The following is a 24,032-nucleotide window of genomic DNA, read 5'->3' as shown; positions in this document are numbered from 1 at the left end:
TATGAAACATCTTAAAGCATATTTAGCTATTACCCTTGCAGCAGGTATGATTGCCTGTAAAAGCGACAGGAAGACAGAAGAAGTTACTGAAACCGAAACTGCAAAAATTGAAGTTCAGGGACATAGGGGCGACCGTGGAAATTTCCCGGAAAACACTATTCCTGCTTTTTTAAGCGCAGTAAAAAAAGGTGCCGATGTACTGGAACTTGATGTGGTAATATCTAAAGACGGTAAAGTTGTGGTTTCTCACGAACCATTTATGTCATCGGTATATGTTACAACTCCTGAGGGCGATTCTATCACTAAGGAAAATGAGCGCAGTTATAACCTGCACCTGATGACATATGACAGTATCAAAAAATTTGATACCGGTTCTAAAGGCAACAAAAACTTTCCCGAGCAGAAAAAGATGAATACTTATAAGCCTTTGCTTTCTGAAATGATAGATACTGTGGAAAGCTATATTAAGGCTAACAATCTAAAACCTGTGCGCTACAATATCGAAATCAAATCAGATGTAAAGGAATATGGCAACAGCCAACCCCAACCTTCTGATTTTGTAGATATGGTTATGCAGGTTGTTAACGAGAAAGGCCTAGCGGAAAGAATAAACATTCAGTCGTTTGATCCTGCTCCGTTAAACATATTAAGAAAAAAGTATCCTAAAATAACCATTGCTTTTCTTACCGGAGAGCCGGGCATAGACAAAAACCTGTCGCAGCTGGATTTTGTCCCTGAAATTTACAGCCCGCATTATAATCTGGTAAACAAAGCTTTTACCGATTCTATAAAAGCAAAAAACATGCGCCTTATCCCATGGACAGTTAACAACCCGGAGGATATAGACCGTATGCTTGAGCTTAAAGTAAACGGTATTATTACTGATTATCCAGAAAGAGTACTTAACAAGTTATAAAATCGTTTCGTTGTGTTTAATTCAAAAAACCCTCAAAGGCAGCCGCCGGAGAGGGTTTTTTCATTAGTCTTGTTTCGTTGATTTTATGGCAGGTTAGCTACTATTTCTTCTACCGTTGCTCTTTCCCTGTAATTAGGATTAAAGTGCTTGTACACTATCTTACCTCCTTTATCAATAATAAATGTGGCCGGTACCGGTAATACAGGTTCACCTGTTGCATTAGTTTGCGCTACCGAGGCGTCAAGTTTTTCCCTAATCATTTCCTGGTAGGTTTCGGTTACCTTAAAGTCAACGTCAAAAGCCCTCATTATACTACCGTCAAAATCAGAGATAGTCATAAAATCTGTTTTGGTTTCTTCCTTCGTTTTAGCTACATTCTCATAGGTCTCGGGAGTAATAATTACAAGCTTTGCTCCTTTATCCTCAATTTCTTTTGCTTTATGGGCAAACTCACCTAAATGCCTTATACATACCGGACACCAGTATGCCCTGTAAAACAGTACCACTACAGGTTGATCTTTATATAAATCCTGTAATGTTATATTTTTCTTGTCGGCAGTTGTCATGTTTATCTGCGGAGCCATATCTCCCACGTTAAGTCCTTTTGGTAAATCGGAAGTATCCATACCAAAATCGGCATAAGCAATAGTATCCTTTACTTCTGCTGTCTGCTCTGTTGCCGTCGGTTCCTCAGGAGCTGCCTCCTTATTTTCTTTTTTACAGGCTACAACTGCACTAAGCAGCATTAAGCCGGCTAAAACTTTTTTCATTTCTATTGTTTTAAGATTTTACAATATGTAAACTTAATCATTTTGATACTGTAAGGCAGGTTTTTAACACTATCAAAATAGTATATCAAAAACACAGTAAATCAAAAAATCAACAATTGTTTTTGTTTTCTTAAAACACATGGCGCTCAACCCGAAAATTCTTAATTTTATAGCTTTTATAATCGCCTTATGAACGAACTTCACTTTGAAACCAGTCCGTATTTACTGCAGCACGCAAACAATCCCATTCACTGGAAAGCATGGAACGAACATGCACTGGCAAAAGCAAAAGATGAAAACAAACTTATAATATTAAGCGTTGGTTATTCTGCCTGTCATTGGTGTCATGTTATGGAACATGAAAGCTTTGAGGATAAGGAAGTGGCAAAGGTGATGAACGATAATTTTATTTCCATAAAAGTAGACCGTGAAGAAAGGCCCGATGTAGATGCCGTTTACATGAAAGCCGTACAGATTATGACCGGCCAGGGAGGCTGGCCCATGAATGTAGTGCTTTTACCAGACGGGAGGCCTGTTTGGGGAGGCACCTATTTTAGAAAAGAAAACTGGATAGCTTCTTTAGAACAATTACACCAACTCTACACTAACAACCCTGACAGGGTAACCGAATATGCCGGAAAATTACTGGAAGGACTTAATGTAATAGGCCTGGTAAACGTGAATGAAAGTGGTTCCCTACCCGAGCCTAACAACATTCGCCCGTTGGTTGAAAAATGGTCTAAAAGTTTCGACTGGGATTTTGGCGGTTATGCACGTGCTCCAAAATTTATGATGCCTAACAATTATTTGTTTCTGCAACGTTATGGTTACCAGGCAAAATCACAAGACCTATTGGAGTTTACCGACCTTACCCTTACACGAATGGCTTACGGTGGTTTGTTTGATACAGTAGACGGAGGATTTTCAAGATATTCAGTAGACATGAAATGGCATGTGCCGCATTTTGAAAAAATGCTGTATGATAACGGGCAACTGATGACTTTGTATGCTGAGGCTTACAAACGAACCAAAAACCCGCTATACAAAGAGGTAATAGAAAAAACCCATCTCTTTATTAAAAAGGAACTTACCGCCGCCAATGGTGCTTTTTACAGCGCCCTTGATGCTGATAGCCCCGATGTATTAGGCCATAAGGAGGAAGGCGCTTTTTACGTTTGGGAAAAAAATGAATTAAAAGACATTTTAAAAGAAGACTTTGATGCTTTTGCCAAAGTATTTAATATAAATGAATTTGGCTTTTGGGAAAACGGAAAGTTTGTACTTATACAAAGCGAGTCGGCAGAGAAACTGGCTCAGGAGCTTAACCTATCAATGGAAGAATTCAGGGAAAAGAAGAAATATTGGGAACAGCTATTATATACTCAAAGGGAAAAAAGAGTAAAACCAGGGCTGGACGACAAAACTCTTACCTCATGGAATGCGATTATGCTTAAAGGCTATGCCGATGCTTACAAAGCTCTGGGGGATGAAGAATATCTTGATGCCGCGCGCAAAAATGCATTGTTTATTACCGAACACCTTTGGCATGCCGACGGGCATTTGTGGCGCACCTATAAGGAGGGCAAAGCCAAAATAAAAGGATTTCTTGAAGACTATGCCCATACTGCACAGGCCTTTATTACTTATTATGAAGCTACGCTGGATGAAAAATGGCTACTTTATGCCAAACAGCTAACCGATTATACACTGGAAAATTTCTACGACGAGCAAAAGCAGTTTTTTGCCTATACCTCATTTAAGGAAGAAAAACTGGTTGCCCCGCATTATGAAACCGAAGACAATGTAATACCAGCTTCAAACTCGGTTATGGCTAATTTGCTTTATAAACTGAGCTTATTGTTTGACAATGGCTATTATGAAAAAGTTGCCCTACAGATGTTATACCATATAATCCCTAATATGGATTATCCTTCTGCATTTTCAAACTGGCTTAACCTGTGGATGGACTTGTCTACAGATAATAAAGAACTTGCCATTTGCGGACCTGATGCCGTACAGGATATAAAAAATATAAACAGCGAATACCTGCCACATGTAATAACGGCAGGCTCTTTTGCCTCAAGCGAGATTCCTTTCCTTAAAAATCGCTTTGATAAAGAAAAGTCTCTGTTTTATATTTGTAAGAACAAAACCTGCGACTTACCACTAACATCAGTAAACGAAACATTAAATAATCTAAAATTATAATACAATGAAGGACTTTGAAGGATACTTAGAATGGTTTTTAAACTTATTAATAGAATATACTCCAAAGCTTGTATATGCCTTTGTACTGTTAATAGGTGGATTACTTGCCATTAAGCTGGTGAGAACAATCATACTTAGAATCATGAAAAGAAGAGAAATGGACCCAACCGCTGTCCGTTTCCTTTTGGATATACTTACATGGGTGCTAAGAGTAATGCTGTTTATTATAGTAATTGCCCAGCTGGGAGTTGAAACATCATCATTTGTAGCCATATTGGGTGCTGCCGGTTTAGCGGTAGGTTTATCATTACAGGGATCGCTTTCTAACTTCGCGGGCGGATTGCTTATTATAATATTCAAACCTTTCAGGGTTGGCGATTATATCGAAGCACAGGGCGAAGGAGGTACTGTTAATGAAATACAGATTTTTGCAACTAAAATTACTACCCCTAGCAATCAGGTAATATACATTCCTAACGGATCGCTTTCTAACGGTAACATAAGAAACTTCTCTAAAGAGGTTACGCGCCGTGGCGAGATTATAATTGGCGCAGGTTATGGCAGTAACATGAAGCACGTAAAAGATGTATTGGCAAAAGTGGTAGCCAATGAACCTAAAATATTAGACGAGCCTGCCCCAATAATAAGGATAAAAGGATTAGCAGATAACTCGGTAAACTTCCAGATACTTGCCTGGGCTAAAAACGAAGACTACTGGCAAATGCTTTCTGATGTTCAGGAAAATGTTAAAATACAATTTGATGCCGAAGGTATTGAAATACCTTTCCCTCAACGAGATATTGTTATCAGAAATCTGGACAAAAAAAATCTGCCTTCTTAGATAATATATTACAACATATAACGTTAAAAAAGCGCAGTATTGATAAAACGGCACGTTGTTTGCCATTTTATCTATTCTTAGAAAACAATATTGCATATTTTTGAACGCAATAAAAAAACTATTAGAAATGAAATTAACTAAATTACTTGTAATCCCCGTATTATTTGCCACTGCTGCATTATCGGCGCAGCAGACCACTTACAACTACAACAATGGCCAGATAGGTGCTATATACAGTAAAAAAGCTGACAGTCAGCCGGCACAGGGTTCTCAATATTACAATGAGAAGTTTTTACCCGGTAAAGTTGATGATGCAAATGAAGTAAGCATGATAAGATATAATGCTTATAGTGATGAAATTGAAGTTCAGGTCAATAATGAAATTTTAGTTCTTCAGCCTAAAGACAATCAAACAATTACACTTTCAGGTGATAAAGGCGCTTATAAATACCTTCAGTTTACAGACAAGGAAAATGTAAGTTCTCAACGTTACCTTATTCCGATAAGTGAAAATGATAAAGTAAATATCTACAAAAAAGAGAATATTTATTTACAGCCGGAAGAACACCCAACTTCAGGTTACGGAAGCTATAAAGCCCCTATGTACAGAAAAAAAGACCTTGAATATTATATTCAGTTAAACAATGGGGATATTGTTTATATGTCTACTAAAAAGAAAGATGTAACAGCTATTATTCCCGGAAAGGAAAAAGAAATTAAAAACTTTATCAAAGAAAACAAAATAGACACAGATGAGGATGAAGACCTAAAAACATTAGGAGCTTACCTAAACACTCTGTTATAAAATAATTATTTGTTAACAATAAAGTCTTTCAAATAGAAAGGCTCGAAATAAGCGACATCAACAATGTCGCTTTTTTTGTACTTATCATTGGCTACACTACACATCTGTTTTGCCGAAGGAAATAATATATTATCATGATAAACAAACTTATCATCGTTTAAAATTTCCTTACACTTAGCGGCTCCGTCGCCTATTAAATGTAATTTACCTTCCAGTTCAATAAAAGATTCAGGAGTTATTATTTCTGCTTTGGTTTCCCTTAATTTAGAATAATCACTGCTAAAAACAGCAGTATAGGCTTCCATCCTGCGGGCATCAATTAATGGCAATATACACTCCCCTTCTACTGCATTGCAGTTTCTTGCAAGTACTTCCATGGTATCTATGGCAATTAGCGGAATATTTAAAGCGTAGCAAAGTCCTTTAGCAGCCGAAACTCCTATACGGAGCCCCGTATAAGAACCAGGACCCTTACTAACAGCTATGGCATGCAAATCGTTCAGGCTGCACCCTGCTTCTTCAATACACTCTCCAATAAAGATATGCAGCTTTTCTGCATGTAGATAACTATCAGCTGCTATTTCTCTTACAGCTGTTATTTCACCATTAAGTGAAAGTGCTACCGAACAGTTTCTGGTAGCTGTTTCAATATTAAGTATCAAAGCCATTGACTTATCCTGATATTATTTTTTAGGTTTTGATTTTACTTTATCCCCCGCATTAAGTTCTTTAGAAACCAATGTATATGGCCCTGTAATAACTTCCTCCCCTTTTTCAAGCCCTTTTACCACCTCTATATTGGTATCATCCTGTATACCTGTTGTAATAGGCCTTAAAACGGCTTTACCTCCTTCGTTCACAAACACACATTCAAAACGCTCATCCAGTTTGCCTGTTTTTTGCTCCTTCTCTTTACGCTCCAATTCTTGAATAACATCTTTTTTAGCAGAAGTTGTATCGGTTTTAATCACAACCGCACTAATAGGCACTGCCATTATATTTTCTTTACGGTCAGTAATAATTTCAACTGTCGCTGTCATACCCGGCCTAAATGGTGAATAATTAGAAGGCTTGCCTTTGGTCATATCTTCATACGACTCTTTAAGTATTCTTACCTTAACCTTAAAATTAGTAACCTGATCGGCAGTAAGCTCGCTGCTTGCCGAATTTGATATACTTGTCACTACACCTTTAAATTCTCTTTTAAGGTAAGCGTCAACTTCTATTTTGGCCTCGTCACCTATTTCAACTTTTACAATATCGTTCTCATTAACATCAACCTCTACCTCCATGTTGTTTAGGTTGGCAACCCTTAAAATCTCGGTACCTGCCATCTGTTGAGTTCCCACAACTCGCTCACCAAGTTCGGCATCCAGTTTGGAAATTGTACCGTCAACCGGAGAATAAATGGTTGTCCTGTTAAGGTTATCACGCGCCTCACTTACAGTAGCACCTGCACTCTGTACATTAAAATAGGCCGACTGCTTACTGGCAACAGCTACTTCATAAGCTGAAACAATTTTATCCCACTCTGATTTAGAGATTACGCCTTTATTAAATAGCGATTGATTTCTGTCGTAATTCGCTTTAGCCTCCTTAAGTTGTGCTTCAGCCTGGCTCAAACCAGCCTTAGCGGTAGAAAGTGCCGCAGCGCTTCTGCTAACTCCAGACTCATATAAGTCAGGATTAATCCTTACCAGAAGATCACCTTTTTTAATCGGCTGACCCTCTTTTATAGGAAGCTCAATAATTTCTCCTGATACTTCCGATGATATTTTAACTTCTACTTCCGGTTGTACTTTTCCTGTAGCCGAAACCGTTTCGGTAAGCGTTATCTGGCTTACTTTTTCGGTTTCAACCTCTTTACCTTCATCATTATTACCTATTGTACCTGTTTTTTTAAGCACAACAAGCAGTCCGATGATAAAAACAAATCCTCCTAATAAATAATATACCGACTTTTTAGACATAGTTTTAGTTTTGAGTAATTGGTATCCCGAAATAGAAATCTAATATTTTAATTTTAAAGATATAATCATATTTAGCCCTAAGCACTTCGCTTTGTGCATTAACCGAAAGTGTTTGCGCCTGGTTTAGGTCAAAAACATTTATAAGCCCTACCTCATAACGCTCCTTGGCATATTCTAAGGCCTGTGATCTTGCCTCTGCTGCAGAAACTGCTGCTTCATAGGCTTTTTGTGCCCCCTGAACATCAGTATAGGCAGTATATACATTACGTTGAAGATCCAGCTCCTGTCTTTCATAAGCTATTTTAGATCTTTCTAATGCTATTTTAGATTTCCTTACATTGTTTCTGGTAGCAAACCCGTTAAATATAGGGATGTTTAACTGAAAACCGAATGAGTGCCCTTTATTATCCCAAAACTGATTCCAGAATGGCGGAGGCGTAATACTTACTACCTGACCGTTTTCAAAAGAAGAATAATCGGCATAGGTTACCCTGGTGTTCAAATTATAAAAACCGGTAAGTGTAGGCTGATAAGCGGCCCTTGCAATTTTCACATCCTGTTCAGCTATTTCAAGATTAGCTTTCGCGATTTTTATTTCTGTACGAAGATCTTTTGCTTTATTATAAACTTCCATGGGAGTATTAAGCATCACTTCCGGTTCACCCAGATCATACTCCTCATCGGCAATATCAAATTTCCAGAACTCCTCAAGTTGTAGTAACTGTGCAAGACTTAACTTGGAGATCAACAACTGGTTTTCCGACTGAATAACCTTTTGCCTGTCGGCAGCAACAGTTGCCTGAATATCCAAAAGATCACCTCTTGGCACCATACCTCCATCAACCAGGTCTTTAGTACGCTCTGCCTGATCAAGATCTACCTGTAGTTGTTCCTGTTGTACTTTAAGATTCTCTTTGTTAAAAAGCACCTCTAAAAAAGCATTGGCAACGTTAAGTGATACATCTTCCTGCATTTTAACCAACTGGTACTGACTGGCCACAAGAGCCATTTTTTGCCTGCGGTACTGCCTTTGATTTTGAAGCCCTTTAAACAAATCTACCCCGGCGCTTAATCCCGCATTGGTAAATTGAGTGGTTTGTTGTTCCAATATTCCCGTAATACTTTGGGTTAGACCTATATTCCAAAAATGGCTTGCATTGGCATTTACGTTAGGTAAAAAATTCCCGTAAGCATCACTCTTATTTACTTCGGCAAGTTGGGCATCCAACTCGGCCTCCCTGATGGATATGTTATGCTGAAGTGCATAATTTACACACTCTTCTAAAGTCCACTTTTTCTCCTGAGCTTTAGAAGTAAAGGTTGAAAAGAATAGGATTAATAATAAGGCTGTTCTAAAGTTGGTTTTCATCGGCGTAAATAATACGGGTTTTACAAAGGTATTTATTTTCTTCAAAGAAAATAACCTTATTTACTATAGTTTTAGTCGATTAAGAACGCAAAAAGTTACAATTTTAGCATTAATTTAGCGCTAAAATTTTCAACAAACCATGAAAAAGTTGTTTGCCTTAAGTGCATTGGTAATTATATTGTCGGGATGCTCTACCGCTAAACGTATTGAAGCCTTGAAACCGGAACCCTCTACAAACACTCCTGCTGTTTACCAAACAACAACCTCATTTGTAAACATGCCGGTAACTATATCGGTTAGCGATATTGAAAACCAGCTCAACAAATTCTTTACCGGACTTATTTATGAAGACAACAACATAAATGACGACGACATAGCCCTTAAAATATGGAAAACCGCCCCTATTAAGTTTACCGAGCAAAAAGGCAGACTCCAATCGGTCGTACCCATAAAAATAAGTGCAAAGGTAAAATATGGCACAACAGCACTGGGTGTAACACTTAAAGATATAAGGGATTTTGACCTTAACGCCATTGTAACCCTTGACAGCAAGGTAGGCCTTAAGAACTGGAAACTTTCAACCGTTACCACACTGGAAAGCCTTAAATGGCAGGAAAGCCCCACCACTACCATTGCAGGGCAAAAAGTAGCCATTACCTATCTTATAAACCCGGCGGTAAAACTGTTTAAATCGAAAATAGAACAGATGCTGGACGATGCCATTGCCAATACTACCGATTTTAAACCACAGGTACTGGAGGCACTTCAAAAAATAAGCACCCCATTCCTATCCAACGAACAGTACGAAGCCTGGTTTATGCTTACTCCTGTAGAGCTGTATGTAACCGATGCCGTATTATCAAAAAAACAGATTACTATGGACATGGGACTTAAATGTACCATGCAAACCATAATAGGACAAAAACCTGTAAGTACTTTTAAAAAGGACAATGTAGTTTTAAAGGCCGTAAGCAAGATGCCGGATAAGATTAACGTTGTTGTTGCAGGTATATCAACCTATGAAAATGCGTCGAAAATAATGACTAAGAACTTTCAGGGTCAGGAATTTGGTTCCGGCAGCAGAAAAGTCCTTGTAAATAAAGTTGACCTATGGCATAAAGAAGGCAAAATGATAATTGCCCTTAATATGTCCGGCAGCATTAACGGCACGGTTTACCTGTCAGGGTATCCAAGCTATAATGCTACTACAAAAGAAATTTATTTTGACAAACTGGATTATGTACTCGACACAAAAAGCGTACTGATGAAAACCGCCAACTGGCTTGCTGAAGGTACAGTGCTAAGAAAAATACAGGAAAACTGCCGTTATAGTATAACAGAAAACCTTGAAGAGGGCAAAAAGAGCCTTAGTCCTTACCTTAACAACTACTCTCCTATGGCAGGAATATTTGTAAACGGTAACTTAAATGATTTTGAGTTTGACAAGATTGAACTAACCGATAATGCTATAATAGCCTTTATAAAAACTTCAGGTAAAATGGATATAAAAATAGACGGCCTTAAGTAGCCGTCTATTTTTTTTATTCTGTAGTATTTGTTGTTCTCTTCTTCCTTAACCGGTAAACCGCATAACCCACAAGACCCACTAACAGGTACGGAAAAATCATTAAGTATACTATTCCGTCGTTTACTGCTTCCGGTTTAATTCCTCCATCGCTGCTCTCGAGCGATGCCCTGCACATAGCACATTGCGCATTTGCCTGTACCGATAAAAGCAAAGCAAAAAAAGCAAAGCAGAAATTTATAACTCTGTTACTCATCAATCATATTCTTAATAGTTATAATAAGGCGATATCATAAGATACACTATAACTCCTGTAACAGCCACATAAAGCCATAACGGATAAGTAATACGCGCCAGCTTTTTATGCCTGTAAAAACTCTTAGAAAGCGCCCTTACATAAGTTATCAATACCAATGGTATTATTATTATAGAAAGCGCAATATGAAATAGTAATATGAACAGGTAAATGTATCTTGAAAAACCTACCTTGTTTTGTTCTGAAAGTTCCAGCACACCATTATGGTTAAAATCACCAAAAATGGTAGAATCGGCCGTCATGTGATAAGCTATGTACATAACCAGAAACAAGCATGAAAGTATAATAGCAAACTTCATAAGGTTTTCATGTAACTTTAGCTTACCCCTTCTTACAGCCATAACCGCAGTAACCAAGACTACTGCCGTAAGACCATTAATGCCGGCATATATGGGAGGTAAAAAATAAAGAGGCTTAACATCAAAACCTAGATCTTTAAGCTTAACTCCAAAAAGGATTGCTACAGCCACCGGAATGGCAACAGACAGGACAATAATCCAAATCCTGTATTTCTTTTCAATGCTTTCAGATGTTACTGTTTCCATATTACTCTTCTAATAGTTTTTTAATATCTTCTTTAATCTCTTTTACACCACTTTCTGCAGTCCCGTCATAATACATTATAGGATTACCATATTGGTCTTTCCTGCAACGGATATTACCTTCCTTATCTACAAGTGCAAAAAGTCCTGAATGTTCAAACCCACCCGGCGCGTCATTATTTTTCCCTGCGTAAACATTAAAACCGGTATTGGCAAGGTTATAAATATAATCTCTGTCTCCGGTTAAAAAATGCCAATTGTAATGTTTAGCTCCTAATGCTTCGGCGTGTTTCTTTAAAACCTCAGTAGTATCATATTCCGGATTGATAGTTATAGAAGCAATACCAAACTCAGGGTTACCATAAAACTCATCCTGAAGCTTAAGCATATTCTGGTTCATAACAGGACAGATGGTAGGACAGGTAGAGAAAAAGAACTCTATAACATATACCTTACCACTATAATCCTTATCGGTAATCTTTTTGTTGTCCTGATCTGTAAGCTCAAAAGACGGCACCGGACCAACCTCAAACAAGTCTGACCTTTTAAAACGGTTACCAATTTCTTTTACAGCCCATATACCAAAAACCAGAACTATAAACGATATGCCTATATATGAATATTTATTTTTCATTGTAATTATATTTTTCTCTTCACTCCTTTACCTTCGTTCTTTTTCAACGCAAGTCTGTATTCCCTAAGCAGTATCATAACATCTTCATTCATCTCGTTATGAAGTTCAGAGGCAGAAAAAGTATTGTATCCGTCTATCACATCCTTACCTTTTCCTCTTTTACCTTCTCCGTTACGCCCTCTCAGGTTTCTTTTCTTATCTATGATGTAAACATAAAATGAACCTGAATCGGCATCAAGAGGCTGTGCTGTCTGCAATGAACTATGAAAAGCTGCTATCTGCTCCGGATCTGCAAATAAGAATTTCCATTTAGAAAGGTCACTCATAACCTTCAGGTCACTTATTGCTTTTTCAACCTGTTCATCGCTACCTTTAGGCACAAGCATCACCATTTGAAAATCATCAAATGTTTCATACTTGTTTGCAATCTTCTGGTTGAGGTTAAAAAGGCTTTCTTTTCTTTTAAGGATATCACTACCCGGAAAGCCAACAATAGAAATTTTGTTTTCAAGTAAAACAGGCTCACCACTTAATGATGTCCCGTCTGGAAGCTCATCAACATCTTCTACCAGCGTTGACAGAAAAAGTGAATTATGCTTAACCATTGAAAAATAAATGTAGGCAGTAATAGGAAGTATAAGCAGACTTATAAGGACAATCTTTTTTTTCATATCGGGAAGTTTCCGGGTACAAAATTAAAAAAAGGCGGTTGAAAAACCGCCTTTTTTATAGTTAATATGTGTATTAGAAGATCCATTTATATTGAGATTCCTTGAACACATCAAATACATAATTACCTTCTATAAGTAAGATGAACACTAAATAGATAATTAAAAATACCAGTGGGGCTACAATAGACCATCTTAGGTTCGCCTTCTCTCCTTCAAGGTGCATGAAGGCCCACATGATATAATAAGCTTTTGCTACAGTTAGTATTATAAATATCCAGTTCAATAAGTGCATATTGAAAAGGTCTGTCTTATATAAGAAATCCGGTTTTGCAATACCTAATGCAACCTCTACAACAGTGATTACAGACAGTAAGCCAAAAACAAACCAAATTCTTTTTGTATTAGATTCGTGAGTATGTGCCATGATAATTATACTTTTTTACTATTAAACAAGATAGAAGAATGTAAATACAAACACCCAAACTAAGTCTACAAAGTGCCAGTAAAGACCTACTTTCTCAACCATCTCATAACTTCTTCTCTTCTCGTAAGTACCTAATATAACATTAAGGAAGATAAGAACATTAATCATTACCCCAGAGAATACGTGGAAACCGTGAAAACCTGTAATAAAGAAGAAGAAATCAGCAAAAAGTTTATGACCGTATTCATTTCTTTCAAGGTTAGCACCTTCAACCACTATTTGAGCGTCTTTCATTCTTACTAAAGACTCTTCTCTTGAAAGTACAGTTTTATGTTTATCCTTAATAATTTCAGTTCTCACTAAAATTTCAGGATGAGCTTCAAAACCTTTAACAACTTCATCTAAACTAACCGATGGAAGATCAGCCGACTCTTCAAACCAAATACCGTTGCTTCTGGTATTATTAACTCTGTCTGTTTCTAAATGAGCAGCAAAATCAGCAAGCTTAACTCTTTCATAGCTACCATCTTCTGCTTTAGTTACAAACTGTAGTATTGCACCACCTTTAGTCTCTATAGCACCATACTCTCCTTTAATGAAGTTTTTCCACTCCCAAGCCTGAGAGCCAAGGAATATAAAACCACCTACAATGGTAAGAAGCATGTAAATAGCAACTTTAGTCTTTTTCATTTGATGACCTGCATCAACTGCCAGTACCATAGTTACTGAAGAGAAAATTAGGATAAATGTCATGAATGCCACATAGTACATCGGCGCATCAACACCGTGCATAAAAGGGAAGTGATTAAACACTTCATCGGCTATAGGCCATGTTTCAATAAATTTAAATCTTGAAAAACCGTAAGCTGCAAGGAATCCTGAGAAAGTTAAAGCATCTGATACGATGAAAAACCACATCATCATCTTGCCATAACTTGCACCCATAGGCTCATTACCGCCGTCCCATGTTTTACCTGTAGTAGCTGTTGAAGTAACTGTCGCTGCCATAAAAGTTAGTTAATTATAAAAAGTTTCCAAATTTACATTTTTTTTCATTAATAGAAATATAAAAACAAAAACAAGTAAACCCACAAAATATCCAAAAAGTGCCAAAACATCGCACCTAACTCTATACCAAGGGTTTGAGAGGGATTGTATTTTTGTTTAAAATGATTATAAATTACCACTAAAAGCACTATAAGCCCTGCAAAAAGGTGAACTAAATGCACTACAGTAACTATATAAACAAAAGAGGTAGTCACCGTACTCTCACTTCCGGTAAAAAAATACCCACTTTCTATTATTTCCTGAAAACCGTTAAACTGGCAAAAAACAAAGGCAATACCAAGCGCCAGTGTAGCCAACAATAATATCCCGGCTGTTTTATTATCACCTTTTTTTACAAAGGTTTTTGCAAAATGAAAAGTAAAGCTGCTTATCACTATAACAACCGTGCTTATTATAAATGCATTAGGAAGCTTAAATGTATTTAGCCAGTCCGGCCTTGAAGCACTAACCACATAAGCACTGGTTAAACCGGCAAAAGTCATAAACATGCTTATCATTGCAAACCAAAGAAGCATTTTTTTAGACCTAGCATTTCTTAGCTCATGCTCCTGAAGTGACATTTTCTCTACCATAATCATTATCGGATAAATTTATCTAGCACATATATAACCTGTAAAAGCGAAATATATGATACACTTACCAACATTAGTTTTCGGGCAGCAGGCCCATCCATTTTATTATAAAGCTTAACAGCATAAACCAACATCCATACACCCACCAACAACACAACAACAGCAGACACATAACTTAATTTAAGTTCACCTGTTAATCCCGTTACCGGAAGTAGCGAGGCAAGTATCAGCCAAATTGTATACAGTATGGTATATAAAGCCGTTTTTTTATCTTTTTTACGGGTAGGCAACATAAAGAAGCCTGCCTTTTTATAATCGTCATACAAAAACCAGCCAATAGCCCAAAAGTGTGGGAATTGCCAAAAAAACTGAATCATAAACAGTGTACCTGCCTCAATACCAAAGTTATTTGTTGCAGCAACCCATCCTAACATAAACGGTATGGCACCAGGAAAAGCACCAACAAAAACCGCAAGCGGAGTTTTTGTTTTTAACGGTGTATAGATACTGGTATAAAGGAAGATTGATATAGCACCAAACATTGCTGTTTTAGGGTTAATACTATACAAAATAGCTATACCGGCAATCGTTAAGGCACAACCTATATAAAACGCATTTTTTACTGAAATTTTTCCGGAAGGAACAGGCCTGTTTTTAGTCCTGTCCATAAGGGAGTCCAGATCTTTTTCTATAATCTGGTTAAAAACATTAGAAGCGCCTACCATACAGTAACCACCTATACCAAGCAACATAAAAGTAACCCAACTAAACGGATACTCATCAGAAACACCCAATAAATATCCTGCCATAGAAGAAAAAACTACACTTATTGCAAGTCTCGCCTTAGTAATTGCTGTAAAGTCTGCAAATAAGGTCTTAACTGAAACTGTTTTTTCTGAAGCGTCCAAAGTAATTTTCATTGTTTTCAAAAACTGGCGCAAAGATACTTGAAAAATTGCTTTTCTTCAAAGCATTAGCTTTTTAAAACGCTTATTTAAAGAAAAAATATTTTTTTTCATACCCAACGCAACCTTTTCATATAAATATGCATCTATATAGATATACGGCTGAACAGTTTCTCACAGCCTGTATGAAAAGGAAAATTGGGAAAATTTGCTATGAAAAAAGAAGGCCTTCCATAACGGGAAGGCTTTTTTTATTTAAGCATATAGAATATAGCTGATTAAAACAAATAATCCCGCTTATAGCGGGATTATAATTATTCTTTATTTCTATTTAGCAGCCATACAATAAGAGTTCCTAAAAAAGCACCCAGTGTATTGGCTAGAATATCTGTAAAGTCAAAACTTCTGGTCAGAGTAAAAAGCTTCTGAAATATTTCTATAAGCACTCCGTAAAAAACAGCACCAAGAAAAACATAAAGCCTTAATTTACTTTTATTATCATGATGCTTTAAAGAAGTATTCCATAAAAGCACCAACACAAAATAAAAAGTAAAATGAACTATTTTATCTTTATAAGGTATCGGAAATCTTTGAAAACCGTTAAAGGTATTAGCGGTAACAAGACAGAATACAGCAATAAGCAGCATCCATAATACCGCACCCCAAAGAGTTTTATTACGCGCCAATTAACTCTTTATATTGTTCGCTATCCAGCAATTCACTTACCTCGTCCATGTTAGCGATTTTCACTTTAATCATCCAACCGTCGCCATAAGCATCAGTATTTACTGTTTCAGGAGCCGTTTCAAGAGCTTCGTTAAACTCAATAATTTCACCTGATAAAGGTAAAAACAGGTCAGATACTGTTTTAACAGCTTCAACTGTACCAAAAACTTCATCTTTATCAAGAGTCTGATCTAGGGTCTCAACTTCTACATAAACAATATCACCAAGTTCTTTTTGAGCAAAATCTGTAATGCCTACAGTAGCTACGTCACCTTCTATTTTAACCCACTCGTGGTCTTTTGTGTACTTTAAATTTGCCGGAATATTCATGTTCGTTTATATTTTTAGCAAATGTATGCCTTATAAAAATAATTATAAAATGTTTTTTTTAATTATTTCCAAAATTATACCTAAGCGTAAATCCTGAGCGTATGTTTGTTAACGGATAAGCTGTAGATATTACCGCCTTAGAGAATGAATGGTCATAATAGAATATCGCCGTAAGGTTTTTGCTGAAAGAATAATCGGCAGTAAATTTAAACGACCATATATTCTGTCCGCCACCCAGCTGATTGTTGTCATAATCAAGATAACGCACTATGGTTTCATTCTTCCTTAAAGTAAAGTCGCCCTTAAGGTTTATATCACTTTTAATAACATTAGTAGGATTATCGGCAAGGCTCGAAGTTATGGTTACATCCTTAATGCGGTAACCTAAACCTAAGGTATATTCATTACCCCTAACTTCTGTAAGCAAGCTGTTATCAAAACTCATGTTAAGCGTACGGTCTTTTTTAATCTCAGCAAGTATCTTAATAGAGTTTTTCATTTCCATATCTATACGGATAAGTGGATTAAACTGCTCTGTTAAGTTAACATTAGATATAATAATCTGATTAATAAAATCACCATTAGCATCTGCTCCGTCAGGATTATTACTTGAATATTCAAGATTTGTACGGTAAGAACTAATATTATATTTAGCTGTGTAACCATGCTGCAACGAGAAACGTTTAAATCTTTCTTTAAAGTATTTATAACGCATTAACCCGGTGTACTTCACTATCCAGTTTGGCAACGGAACATCCCTAAACGGGCTGGTTTTAACATCTCCGGCATCTTGACCTGAATAAGCCGCAAGGAAAGCCGGCAACAATACCGCCTGTGTATTTTTACCGTAGCCTACAGGATAACCCGCATTAGCTATACTGTAATCACTTCCCGCGTTAATATCCTCTCCCGGTACATTATATCTTGGAATACCTCCTGATCCATAATGTTGTTCTGCAAGCCTGTTAGCTACAATTATTCTGTTTTCACGCATTTGGTCAAATGCTTCCGATCCGTTTACATCACTTCTGCTAAATGCCGTTTTAATAAGGATAGTTGTCATCTGCATCATACCCATATCATATGGCGATTCAGGTGTATAAACAGGACTTCCACTGTCTAGATCTACAAAATATTGTTCAGAACTGTTTCTTGAATAAGACCTGTCAGCATTAAGATCTATATTCAAATCAGGGAAAAGATTAATGGCCGCCGTCATTCTAAGCACCTCTGTTCTTGTTCGGGTAAAGTTTTGGTTATAATCCCTGTAAGTGGTAAGGTAACCGTCAGCACCCATTTGAGCAGCAATATTACCCTGCCCTCCAAATATATAATCAATACCCGGCTTACTTGTCCCAAAGAAACCAATACCCTCTGTATAACCCGGCAACAATGTACCTTCATTTTGCCTATAGTCAATACCAATAGTCTTTACACTTGTCACAACACCAATAAGTCCGTTTACAAACATATTACCATCGCTACCTGCTTTCTCGTTACTGGTAATTTTTTGTCCGGGTTTAGGAGCCTGGGGTTTAGCATTCTTAGCTGGTTTTTTATTAGTTAAACCAATGTATTTATAAAACATATCCATACTAAGAGCTGTATTCAACTTATGCTCTGCTGAGTTTTGAATAGTGTTTCCTAGATCATATGTTATATTCTCGTCAGGAGGAGTATAATAACGCAATGCATCGTTAGAACGCTGCCAGTTAAACGTCGACGTATAAGTATAAGTTGATTTAACAAATGAAAGAAACGGTATCTTATTAATAGGAAGATCATAGTTCATGGTTAACTGCTGCATATGAGTGTTAGCAGTGCCCGGATCCCAAAACCCATCCCAAACAGTAAGTTCCTCAATAGGCGCACCGTCTTCATCAAGATAGTTTCTTACAATATTACTTGTTGCTGCTCTATAATTGAATTTAAGCCCTTTAGAAAGAATATAGTTAAAACCATACTGATAGTCAAAGAAATAATTCCTCCTGTACAGCGGATTGATAGGAATACCTTCTACATCAACATTTCTGAACTCCTGCCTGTTAAACTGCCTTAGTATATTAGTACTGAAAGATATGTTTGACGGAACATAATTAAAATTGAAGTCCCTTAATATTTTCCAATACTGGCTTTTGCTCATCATCTTGTTCTTAGCAAAAGGCTCAACCGGTTTCGCACTAAAAGAGTAATTATAATCTGCCGATGTCCTCACCCTTTGATCAAGCATGCTCTCAATCTCATAATCATGATGATCTATCTGGTTGTAAGAATAGGACAATGTTATATTTTCAGGATCATAAATATGCGGTTTCTGTTCCGGAGATCTCTCCTTTTTAACACCTATAAAATTAATACTCTTAGTTTTTGTATAATCAATAGCCCTGTCACGTATATTGTCTTTTTCTTCCTGTGTCTCTGCCAGATCAATCATCTGATCCAGCTTAACATCCTGCTGGTACGGATCGTACTCCGGAGTAATAATTTCCTCTCCCACCCCATAGTTAAACGGCAGGTTAATACCCCATTTTTTAGGTAAAAGCTTACCAACATTAACATTGGTTACAATGTTATACTGTTTGGCATCTTCCCTGCTACGCTCGTTCGGCCCCTGTTCAATAGAACCAAAGCCTACAGTACTTACCCTACCCGTAGCAGAAAGTGTTGCAAAATCGGCAAAGTTAGTATCCATATTTGCCAATCCGGCCATACCACCTTTGCTGTCCATATCAGAAAGTCGAAGTTCATTAAACCAAACTTCTCCCCTTAATTTCCTAGCTCCCGGCTCTCCAACTTCATAGCCATTTTTAACCCCCACCATTAAAGTCCTCACCAAACCAAAGTTAGGGTTACCTTTAATCCTTACTGTCATCCTGTCCCCTAACGACGCATCTAAATCATTAACATTCGCATAGCTTGCTCCTTCGTCGTCAATTGGCAATGCTCCCTGATACGCTAAAATCTTTATCTGTGTTAATATCTCTAAAGGCAGGTTTATCTCATTTTGCTCAAGCCATACATCTTCCGGTAAAACCGATGTTAAAGGTGTCATATCCAAAATGGTCTCAATCTGGTAGTAGTTATCGGTAAAGTCATTACCAAACCTTATGAAAGCCTTCATTTCGCCATTTTGTACAGCTCCCGACTCCGGATTAGTACCATCAAGGGTAAGTTGCTCCGCATGAAGGAACATTCTTATTTTTTTGAACTGACGCATATCCACATTCACGTTCTTGAATACCGCACGTGAATCTCCCGGCTCTAAACCGTCGTCCGTTCCTGCTCCCTGATTGGAATATACTCTTAAAGACAGTGCCTGCTCATTTTGATTGATAACAGCACTACTAGTATAAAGCTGTTCCCTTACAACACCAGGAGGCGAAACATAAGGAACAGGACTGCGCTGACCATTTTCCTGAACACTTAACGAAACAACGTCAAAACCTGTACCGGGATCGGCAGGGTTACCATCGGGATCGGTATTCTTATCAAATTGCCCAGTATATCTTCTCCACTCTCCCCTAACAAGGTCAAGAGCACCAAAACGAAGTGTTATCTCTCTTTTAAACCCTGTAACAAACATCCTCATAAATCGGATGGAACGAGTACTTGATATACCACCTACAGCATACTCTGGATCTGTATCATCAGGAACCTGAACAGGTATCTTATATTGTAACCACCTACCTGTTGCAGTAGTTTCTGCATTTGTACCATTATTACCCGGCACATCAACTGTAAACGTCCTTGCATCTACCACATATCCCTGCCCAGGCTGAACGTTAGGCTCGATAGGAATTCTGTACCTGTAATAGGCATCAATGGTATTCATTGTGTTATCCCTGTTGATATCCTCGGTATCAGGCATTGTTGTAGAACCTCTGGTATTATTTGTTACATCTACCGGAGAGTTTCCTTGAACCCCATTGTAGTTTTTATACCTGTTAATAACATCTCCATCCGCATCAAGGAAAAACTGGTAATTATCAGCTGCAGGATCGACATATCCTCCATATCCCTGTGCAGCATATTTAGCAGCTTCTTCAGCGTCTGTTAAACCGTCAAGACCCACATCCTGTAAAGCCCTGTTTGCCGTATCGGTATCAAACGCATAAATAAGCGATTGCGACACAGGTACCTTACTCCAGTTAGATGTAAAAGTAGGCTGATTACCGTCTACGCCCGGAAGTCCGTTTTCGTACTGCTTCCTGTTATCTTTTAATATATCTTCAGATATTTCCCCTAAGTTAATTTCAAGAAAACCTATATTGTCCGGATCAGCAAAATCTCCATCATGTCCTGAATAAGGGTCCATTACCCAAAACTGAATATACTCTACGTTATTCTGCTCAAAGTTGGTAGAAGTTATCGCCCTCATAATACCTGCCCAGTTATCTTCTGCCTGCAGTTCGGTAAAACTGTCTGTAGCAGCAGCTGCAGGGTTGTAGTTGTATGGCCCCCTTTCCTGAGGGAAGTAACTTAAGTCTAAAGTATTTACTACTGTAGTTTGTCCCGGAGCTATATCGGTTACCGGATAAAGCTCATTATAATAAACACGTCTTGTTCTGTTAGAAGACAAGTCGTCATCGTTTATACCTGACGGACGTTGATTAGTAAAGAAAGTAGGATCTATGGTATACCATGCCAGCTTACCTCTTTGATAACCATAAGAAAGATCGTCTACCGGCGGTGCATTACCCGGAAAAACTGTAAGTGGCGCACTTGAAAGCGACCATGCCTGCGGCGAACGCATATCTATAGTAGTTTGCGACCCTTCAAAATCATCTACATAAGTAGTTGGCTCATTATTAAACTGGTCTGCTTTAGATGCCCCCGGCTGTAGGTAAGCGACTTCTGCCCTTACCGATAAATTAGACGGCACATCGGTATCTACGTTAGGAAGCTTATTTACCAAACGGGTAAAGAAAGGCACCTCTGTAGAATAAGTAGTATTTAAACCGAAAATAGTATTGTTAACAGACTCCTGTCCGTAATTTGATTTTGTAGTAAATGGCCTTTCTGACATATTTAACATCGAAGCACCCACAAGGAACTTATCAGTAAACTTGTGCTCAAGATAGAAACCTGCAAAACGACGTGTTTGCTGACCAAACACAGCATTGTTCTCTAACGACACTTCAATCTGTTGGTTTGAGTTAAGCAACGAAGGATCTAAGATATCTACCCTACCTAACTGATAGTTTACAGTATAATCTACACCTTCAACAAGCACCCTACCACCTGCAGTTACCACTACAGATCCCTGTGGAACATTAAATGCCCCCAAAGGAATACCACCACCTCCGCTCGATTTGAATTTACCTCTTAATTGGAACTTATTCTTTTCAGCCTCCTGCGATGCATCTGCCTGAGTACTGTTGTACATCCTTCGGAATACATACTTCTGTTGGTTAGCATTAAAAGAAGAGGTTCCTCCTGTCTCATTATAATTTTCGGTATTTTCAAGTCTTAATTTTTCAAAAAGATGCCTACCAAAAGGCTCTACCGTTGTAAATATAAGTCGCCCGTTTTGCGGATCTATGGTAATACCCGGATAAAAGTCAAAGAAACCGTCACCACCCGGTTGCGGGTCGTTAGCATAACTAAGCCTGTCTAAATTAAACACCCTTAAAAGAGGTGTTTCTGCTACTTCTTCATCAACAGGAAACGGATCAATAACGTTGCCTCCTGCATCAGTTGCAGGGGTAATGTAGTTTAACGGAGAAGGGTCGGTATAAAGGATATTAAACCTGAAATCTTCCTGAGTTAACTGATATCCCCCCGGAATCTGATAAATGTTTTTCATCATCAAATCCCATGTTGGTTCGTTTACATTTACCAAGCTACTCTTAAGTAGTTTTAATATAAGGCTCTTGGTACTTACAGCAGGTTGCTCGTCCGGGTTACCTGATTCTGTAACCGTAGTGGCATCTGCACTGTCTGTTGCAAATTCACCTACCTGATATACATCGCTACCTACCGTAAACTGGAAAGCAACAGCAAGCACTTCGTCGTTATTAAGTTTCTGGTTAAGGGATATATAACCTAATTGCGGATGAAAAGTAAATTCGTTAGAGGTAAGTTTCCTTGCATTTTCCAGTTTGGCATAGTCACGTCCCTCATTCGCATTAAGTCCGTTTGTAAAACTATTGTTGCTTAAAGTAACAATCTCGCGAATATTAGGATCCAAGTACAAGCTACCATTACCAACCAATGCAGGATCTAAACCATTGTTTCCGTTATCCGGATAAGAGTTCACCGGTTGCAGGAAAAATTGCCCGGGATTAACCACATCGGCAAAACCTACAGCCTGATCTGTAATATCAGACCCATCATAAGTACTTGTTAGTTGCGACTCACCTAAATCCTGTATTGCAATTAAGTTTCTTGAGTTATTTTCCTGAGCATTTATCCTGTTTTGCCTGTTTGTAACCCAAACTTCCACACGGGTAATCTGAACACGGCTTGTAATTAAAGGATATTGTTCTAACGATCTATCGTAATTATTTCTAAACCATTGTGAAAGGAAGAAGTGCTTGTCCTGCTCATATTCCAGAGCAAAGAAACTAAAGTCCTGTACCAGGTCACCTCCTTGAGCGGTTATGGTTTTTGTTTGAGATTTTTGTTCAGAATAGATACCCGTTATACTGGTTTTTCCAAACTGGAACATAGCCTTAACACCAAAAAGGCTTTGCGCACCCCTAACTAATGAGTTAGATAGCGGGAAGCTAACATTACCTACTTCTATTTTCTGGATAATATCATCCTCATCCGGAGTATACTCTAATTTAATAAGGTTTTGGAAAGCAAAAGTAGATTCGGTATCATAGTTAGCAGTAACACCAAGCCTTGTACCTACTTTACCCTGAAGGCTCATGCTTATACGCTGATCAAAATCAAAAGTAAAGGTTTTACGGTTACGCGGAGACAGAGAAGGGTTGTCCTGTTTGGTATATCTTACACCCAAATCAAGCTCTACCGAACCCTGCGGTTTAATATCTATTGTATTGCCACCAAAAACAGTTTCAAAAAACTTTGAGTTTACATAATACCTTGGCAAAAGGTCTTTCTGCTCCTCTTCGGTACCTTTACCATCAAGTGCTTTTGATTTTTGCTGATAATACTCACGCATGGATTCGCGAAGTACAAGCTCATTGTATTCTTCCGGTGTAAGTATTATAGGGTAAGTAATATTAAAACCTTCAAAATCTTCTGTGTATATGTACCTGTCGGTAACAGGATCATAGGTATAGGCCTCTACTATACTCTTAGGATTATCAAGCTCTACCCTCCCGGTATTATAACCGGTAAGCGTATCCTGCTTTTCGTTATCTTCTTCATCTTCCTGAGCCTGTGCGGTAAAGCTGAAAAATAAAAATAATACCGAAACAGCCAGTTTTAACTTTATATAAAAATCTTTAGAGTATTCTGTTTTCAAGG

Annotated in this window: 20 protein-coding genes; 5 read left to right on the top strand and 15 right to left on the bottom strand. The window is 37.8% G+C overall.

Features of this window, described 5'->3' with window-relative positions; genetic code table 11:
• The first annotated feature begins 1 nt into the window (after position 1).
• Positions 2-916: a glycerophosphodiester phosphodiesterase family protein gene (locus tag NU09_RS08400; RefSeq protein ID WP_129750832.1), complete on the top strand. Its 915-nt coding sequence runs from the start codon at positions 2-4 to the stop codon at positions 914-916.
• An 83-nt stretch (positions 917-999) separates the two neighbouring features.
• On the opposite strand, the gene NU09_RS08395 is transcribed toward NU09_RS08400, so the two are convergent.
• A complete protein-coding gene (locus tag NU09_RS08395; RefSeq protein ID WP_129750831.1) occupies positions 1,000-1,686 on the bottom strand; it encodes a peroxiredoxin-like family protein in 687 nt (228 codons plus the stop codon).
• 189 nt (positions 1,687-1,875) lie between these two features.
• On the opposite strand from NU09_RS08395, the gene NU09_RS08390 reads away from it, so the two are divergent.
• The 3 genes from NU09_RS08390 to NU09_RS08380 all read left to right on the top strand — a co-directional run bounded on the left by NU09_RS08390 (position 1,876) and on the right by NU09_RS08380 (position 5,540).
• A complete protein-coding gene (locus NU09_RS08390; RefSeq protein WP_129750830.1) occupies positions 1,876-3,894 on the top strand; it encodes a thioredoxin domain-containing protein in 2,019 nt (672 codons plus the stop codon).
• A gap of 4 nt (positions 3,895-3,898) precedes the next feature.
• The gene (locus NU09_RS08385; protein ID WP_129750829.1) at positions 3,899-4,735 is read left to right on the top strand and encodes a mechanosensitive ion channel family protein; all 837 of its coding nucleotides are present in this window, start codon (positions 3,899-3,901) and stop codon (positions 4,733-4,735) included.
• A 127-nt stretch (positions 4,736-4,862) separates the two neighbouring features.
• The gene (locus tag NU09_RS08380; protein WP_129750828.1) at positions 4,863-5,540 is read left to right on the top strand and encodes a hypothetical protein; all 678 of its coding nucleotides are present in this window, start codon (positions 4,863-4,865) and stop codon (positions 5,538-5,540) included.
• A 5-nt stretch (positions 5,541-5,545) separates the two neighbouring features.
• Here the strand turns inward: NU09_RS08380 and tsaB are convergent, their stop codons facing one another.
• From tsaB to NU09_RS08365, 3 genes are read right to left on the bottom strand one after another with little or no spacing between them, the layout of a single operon-like run.
• Complete coding sequence (gene tsaB / locus NU09_RS08375; RefSeq protein ID WP_129750827.1) at positions 5,546-6,208, bottom strand: tRNA (adenosine(37)-N6)-threonylcarbamoyltransferase complex dimerization subunit type 1 TsaB; 663 nt, start codon at positions 6,206-6,208, stop codon at positions 5,546-5,548.
• Between the two features lie 15 nt (positions 6,209-6,223).
• Entirely contained in the window at positions 6,224-7,510 is a 1,287-nt protein-coding gene (locus NU09_RS08370) for an efflux RND transporter periplasmic adaptor subunit (protein WP_129750826.1), read from the bottom strand.
• A gap of 4 nt (positions 7,511-7,514) precedes the next feature.
• Positions 7,515-8,924, bottom strand: a complete 1,410-nt coding sequence (locus tag NU09_RS08365) for a TolC family protein (RefSeq protein WP_317125767.1) — start codon at positions 8,922-8,924, stop codon at positions 7,515-7,517.
• Between the two features lie 94 nt (positions 8,925-9,018).
• Here NU09_RS08365 and NU09_RS08360 point away from each other — a divergent pair, with 94 nt between their 5' ends.
• Positions 9,019-10,407 carry a DUF4403 family protein gene (locus NU09_RS08360; RefSeq protein WP_129750825.1) on the top strand — a complete coding sequence of 463 codons (1,389 nt, stop codon included), beginning with the start codon at positions 9,019-9,021 and terminating at the stop codon, positions 10,405-10,407.
• Between the two features lie 13 nt (positions 10,408-10,420).
• Here NU09_RS08360 and NU09_RS08355 read toward each other — a convergent pair whose 3' ends face one another.
• The 11 genes from NU09_RS08355 to sprA all read right to left on the bottom strand — a co-directional run bounded on the left by NU09_RS08355 (position 10,421) and on the right by sprA (position 24,030).
• Complete coding sequence (locus tag NU09_RS08355; protein WP_129750824.1) at positions 10,421-10,660, bottom strand: hypothetical protein; 240 nt, start codon at positions 10,658-10,660, stop codon at positions 10,421-10,423.
• Positions 10,661-10,671: 11 nt separating this feature from the next.
• Positions 10,672-11,265: a DUF420 domain-containing protein gene (locus tag NU09_RS08350; RefSeq protein WP_129750823.1), complete on the bottom strand. Its 594-nt coding sequence runs from the start codon at positions 11,263-11,265 to the stop codon at positions 10,672-10,674.
• Between the two features lies 1 nt (position 11,266).
• Entirely contained in the window at positions 11,267-11,896 is a 630-nt protein-coding gene (locus NU09_RS08345; protein ID WP_129750822.1) for an SCO family protein, read from the bottom strand.
• A gap of 5 nt (positions 11,897-11,901) precedes the next feature.
• Positions 11,902-12,567 (bottom strand): hypothetical protein, encoded by a 666-nt coding sequence (locus tag NU09_RS08340; RefSeq protein WP_129750821.1) that lies wholly within the window; start codon positions 12,565-12,567, stop codon positions 11,902-11,904.
• Between the two features lie 73 nt (positions 12,568-12,640).
• Entirely contained in the window at positions 12,641-12,991 is a 351-nt protein-coding gene (locus NU09_RS08335) for a cytochrome C oxidase subunit IV family protein (protein WP_129750820.1), read from the bottom strand.
• A gap of 21 nt (positions 12,992-13,012) precedes the next feature.
• Positions 13,013-13,999 carry a cytochrome c oxidase subunit 3 gene (locus NU09_RS08330; protein ID WP_129750819.1) on the bottom strand — a complete coding sequence of 329 codons (987 nt, stop codon included), beginning with the start codon at positions 13,997-13,999 and terminating at the stop codon, positions 13,013-13,015.
• A gap of 47 nt (positions 14,000-14,046) precedes the next feature.
• Positions 14,047-14,631: a heme-copper oxidase subunit III gene (locus NU09_RS08325; protein ID WP_242501845.1), complete on the bottom strand. Its 585-nt coding sequence runs from the start codon at positions 14,629-14,631 to the stop codon at positions 14,047-14,049.
• A 5-nt stretch (positions 14,632-14,636) separates the two neighbouring features.
• Positions 14,637-15,539, bottom strand: coding sequence for a heme o synthase (gene cyoE, locus NU09_RS08320; RefSeq protein WP_207209767.1), 903 nt, complete (start codon positions 15,537-15,539; stop codon positions 14,637-14,639).
• Between the two features lie 311 nt (positions 15,540-15,850).
• Positions 15,851-16,222 (bottom strand): VanZ family protein, encoded by a 372-nt coding sequence (locus tag NU09_RS08315; protein WP_129750817.1) that lies wholly within the window; start codon positions 16,220-16,222, stop codon positions 15,851-15,853.
• Positions 16,212-16,592, bottom strand: a complete 381-nt coding sequence (gcvH, locus tag NU09_RS08310) for a glycine cleavage system protein GcvH (protein WP_129750816.1) — start codon at positions 16,590-16,592, stop codon at positions 16,212-16,214. Before gcvH ends, NU09_RS08315 begins: the two co-directional genes overlap by 11 nt.
• Before the next feature lie 58 nt (positions 16,593-16,650).
• Positions 16,651-24,030 carry a cell surface protein SprA gene (sprA, locus tag NU09_RS08305; RefSeq protein ID WP_129750815.1) on the bottom strand — a complete coding sequence of 2,460 codons (7,380 nt, stop codon included), beginning with the start codon at positions 24,028-24,030 and terminating at the stop codon, positions 16,651-16,653.
• Positions 24,031-24,032 lie beyond the last annotated feature (2 nt).

Origin of the sequence: Flavobacterium beibuense, from assembly GCF_004151245.1 — a bacterium.
Taxonomy (GTDB): Bacteria; Bacteroidota; Bacteroidia; order Flavobacteriales; family Flavobacteriaceae; genus Flavobacterium; species Flavobacterium beibuense_A.
The sequence above is the reverse complement of the archived record's forward strand: the minus strand, read 5'-3'. Positions and strand labels throughout refer to the sequence as shown.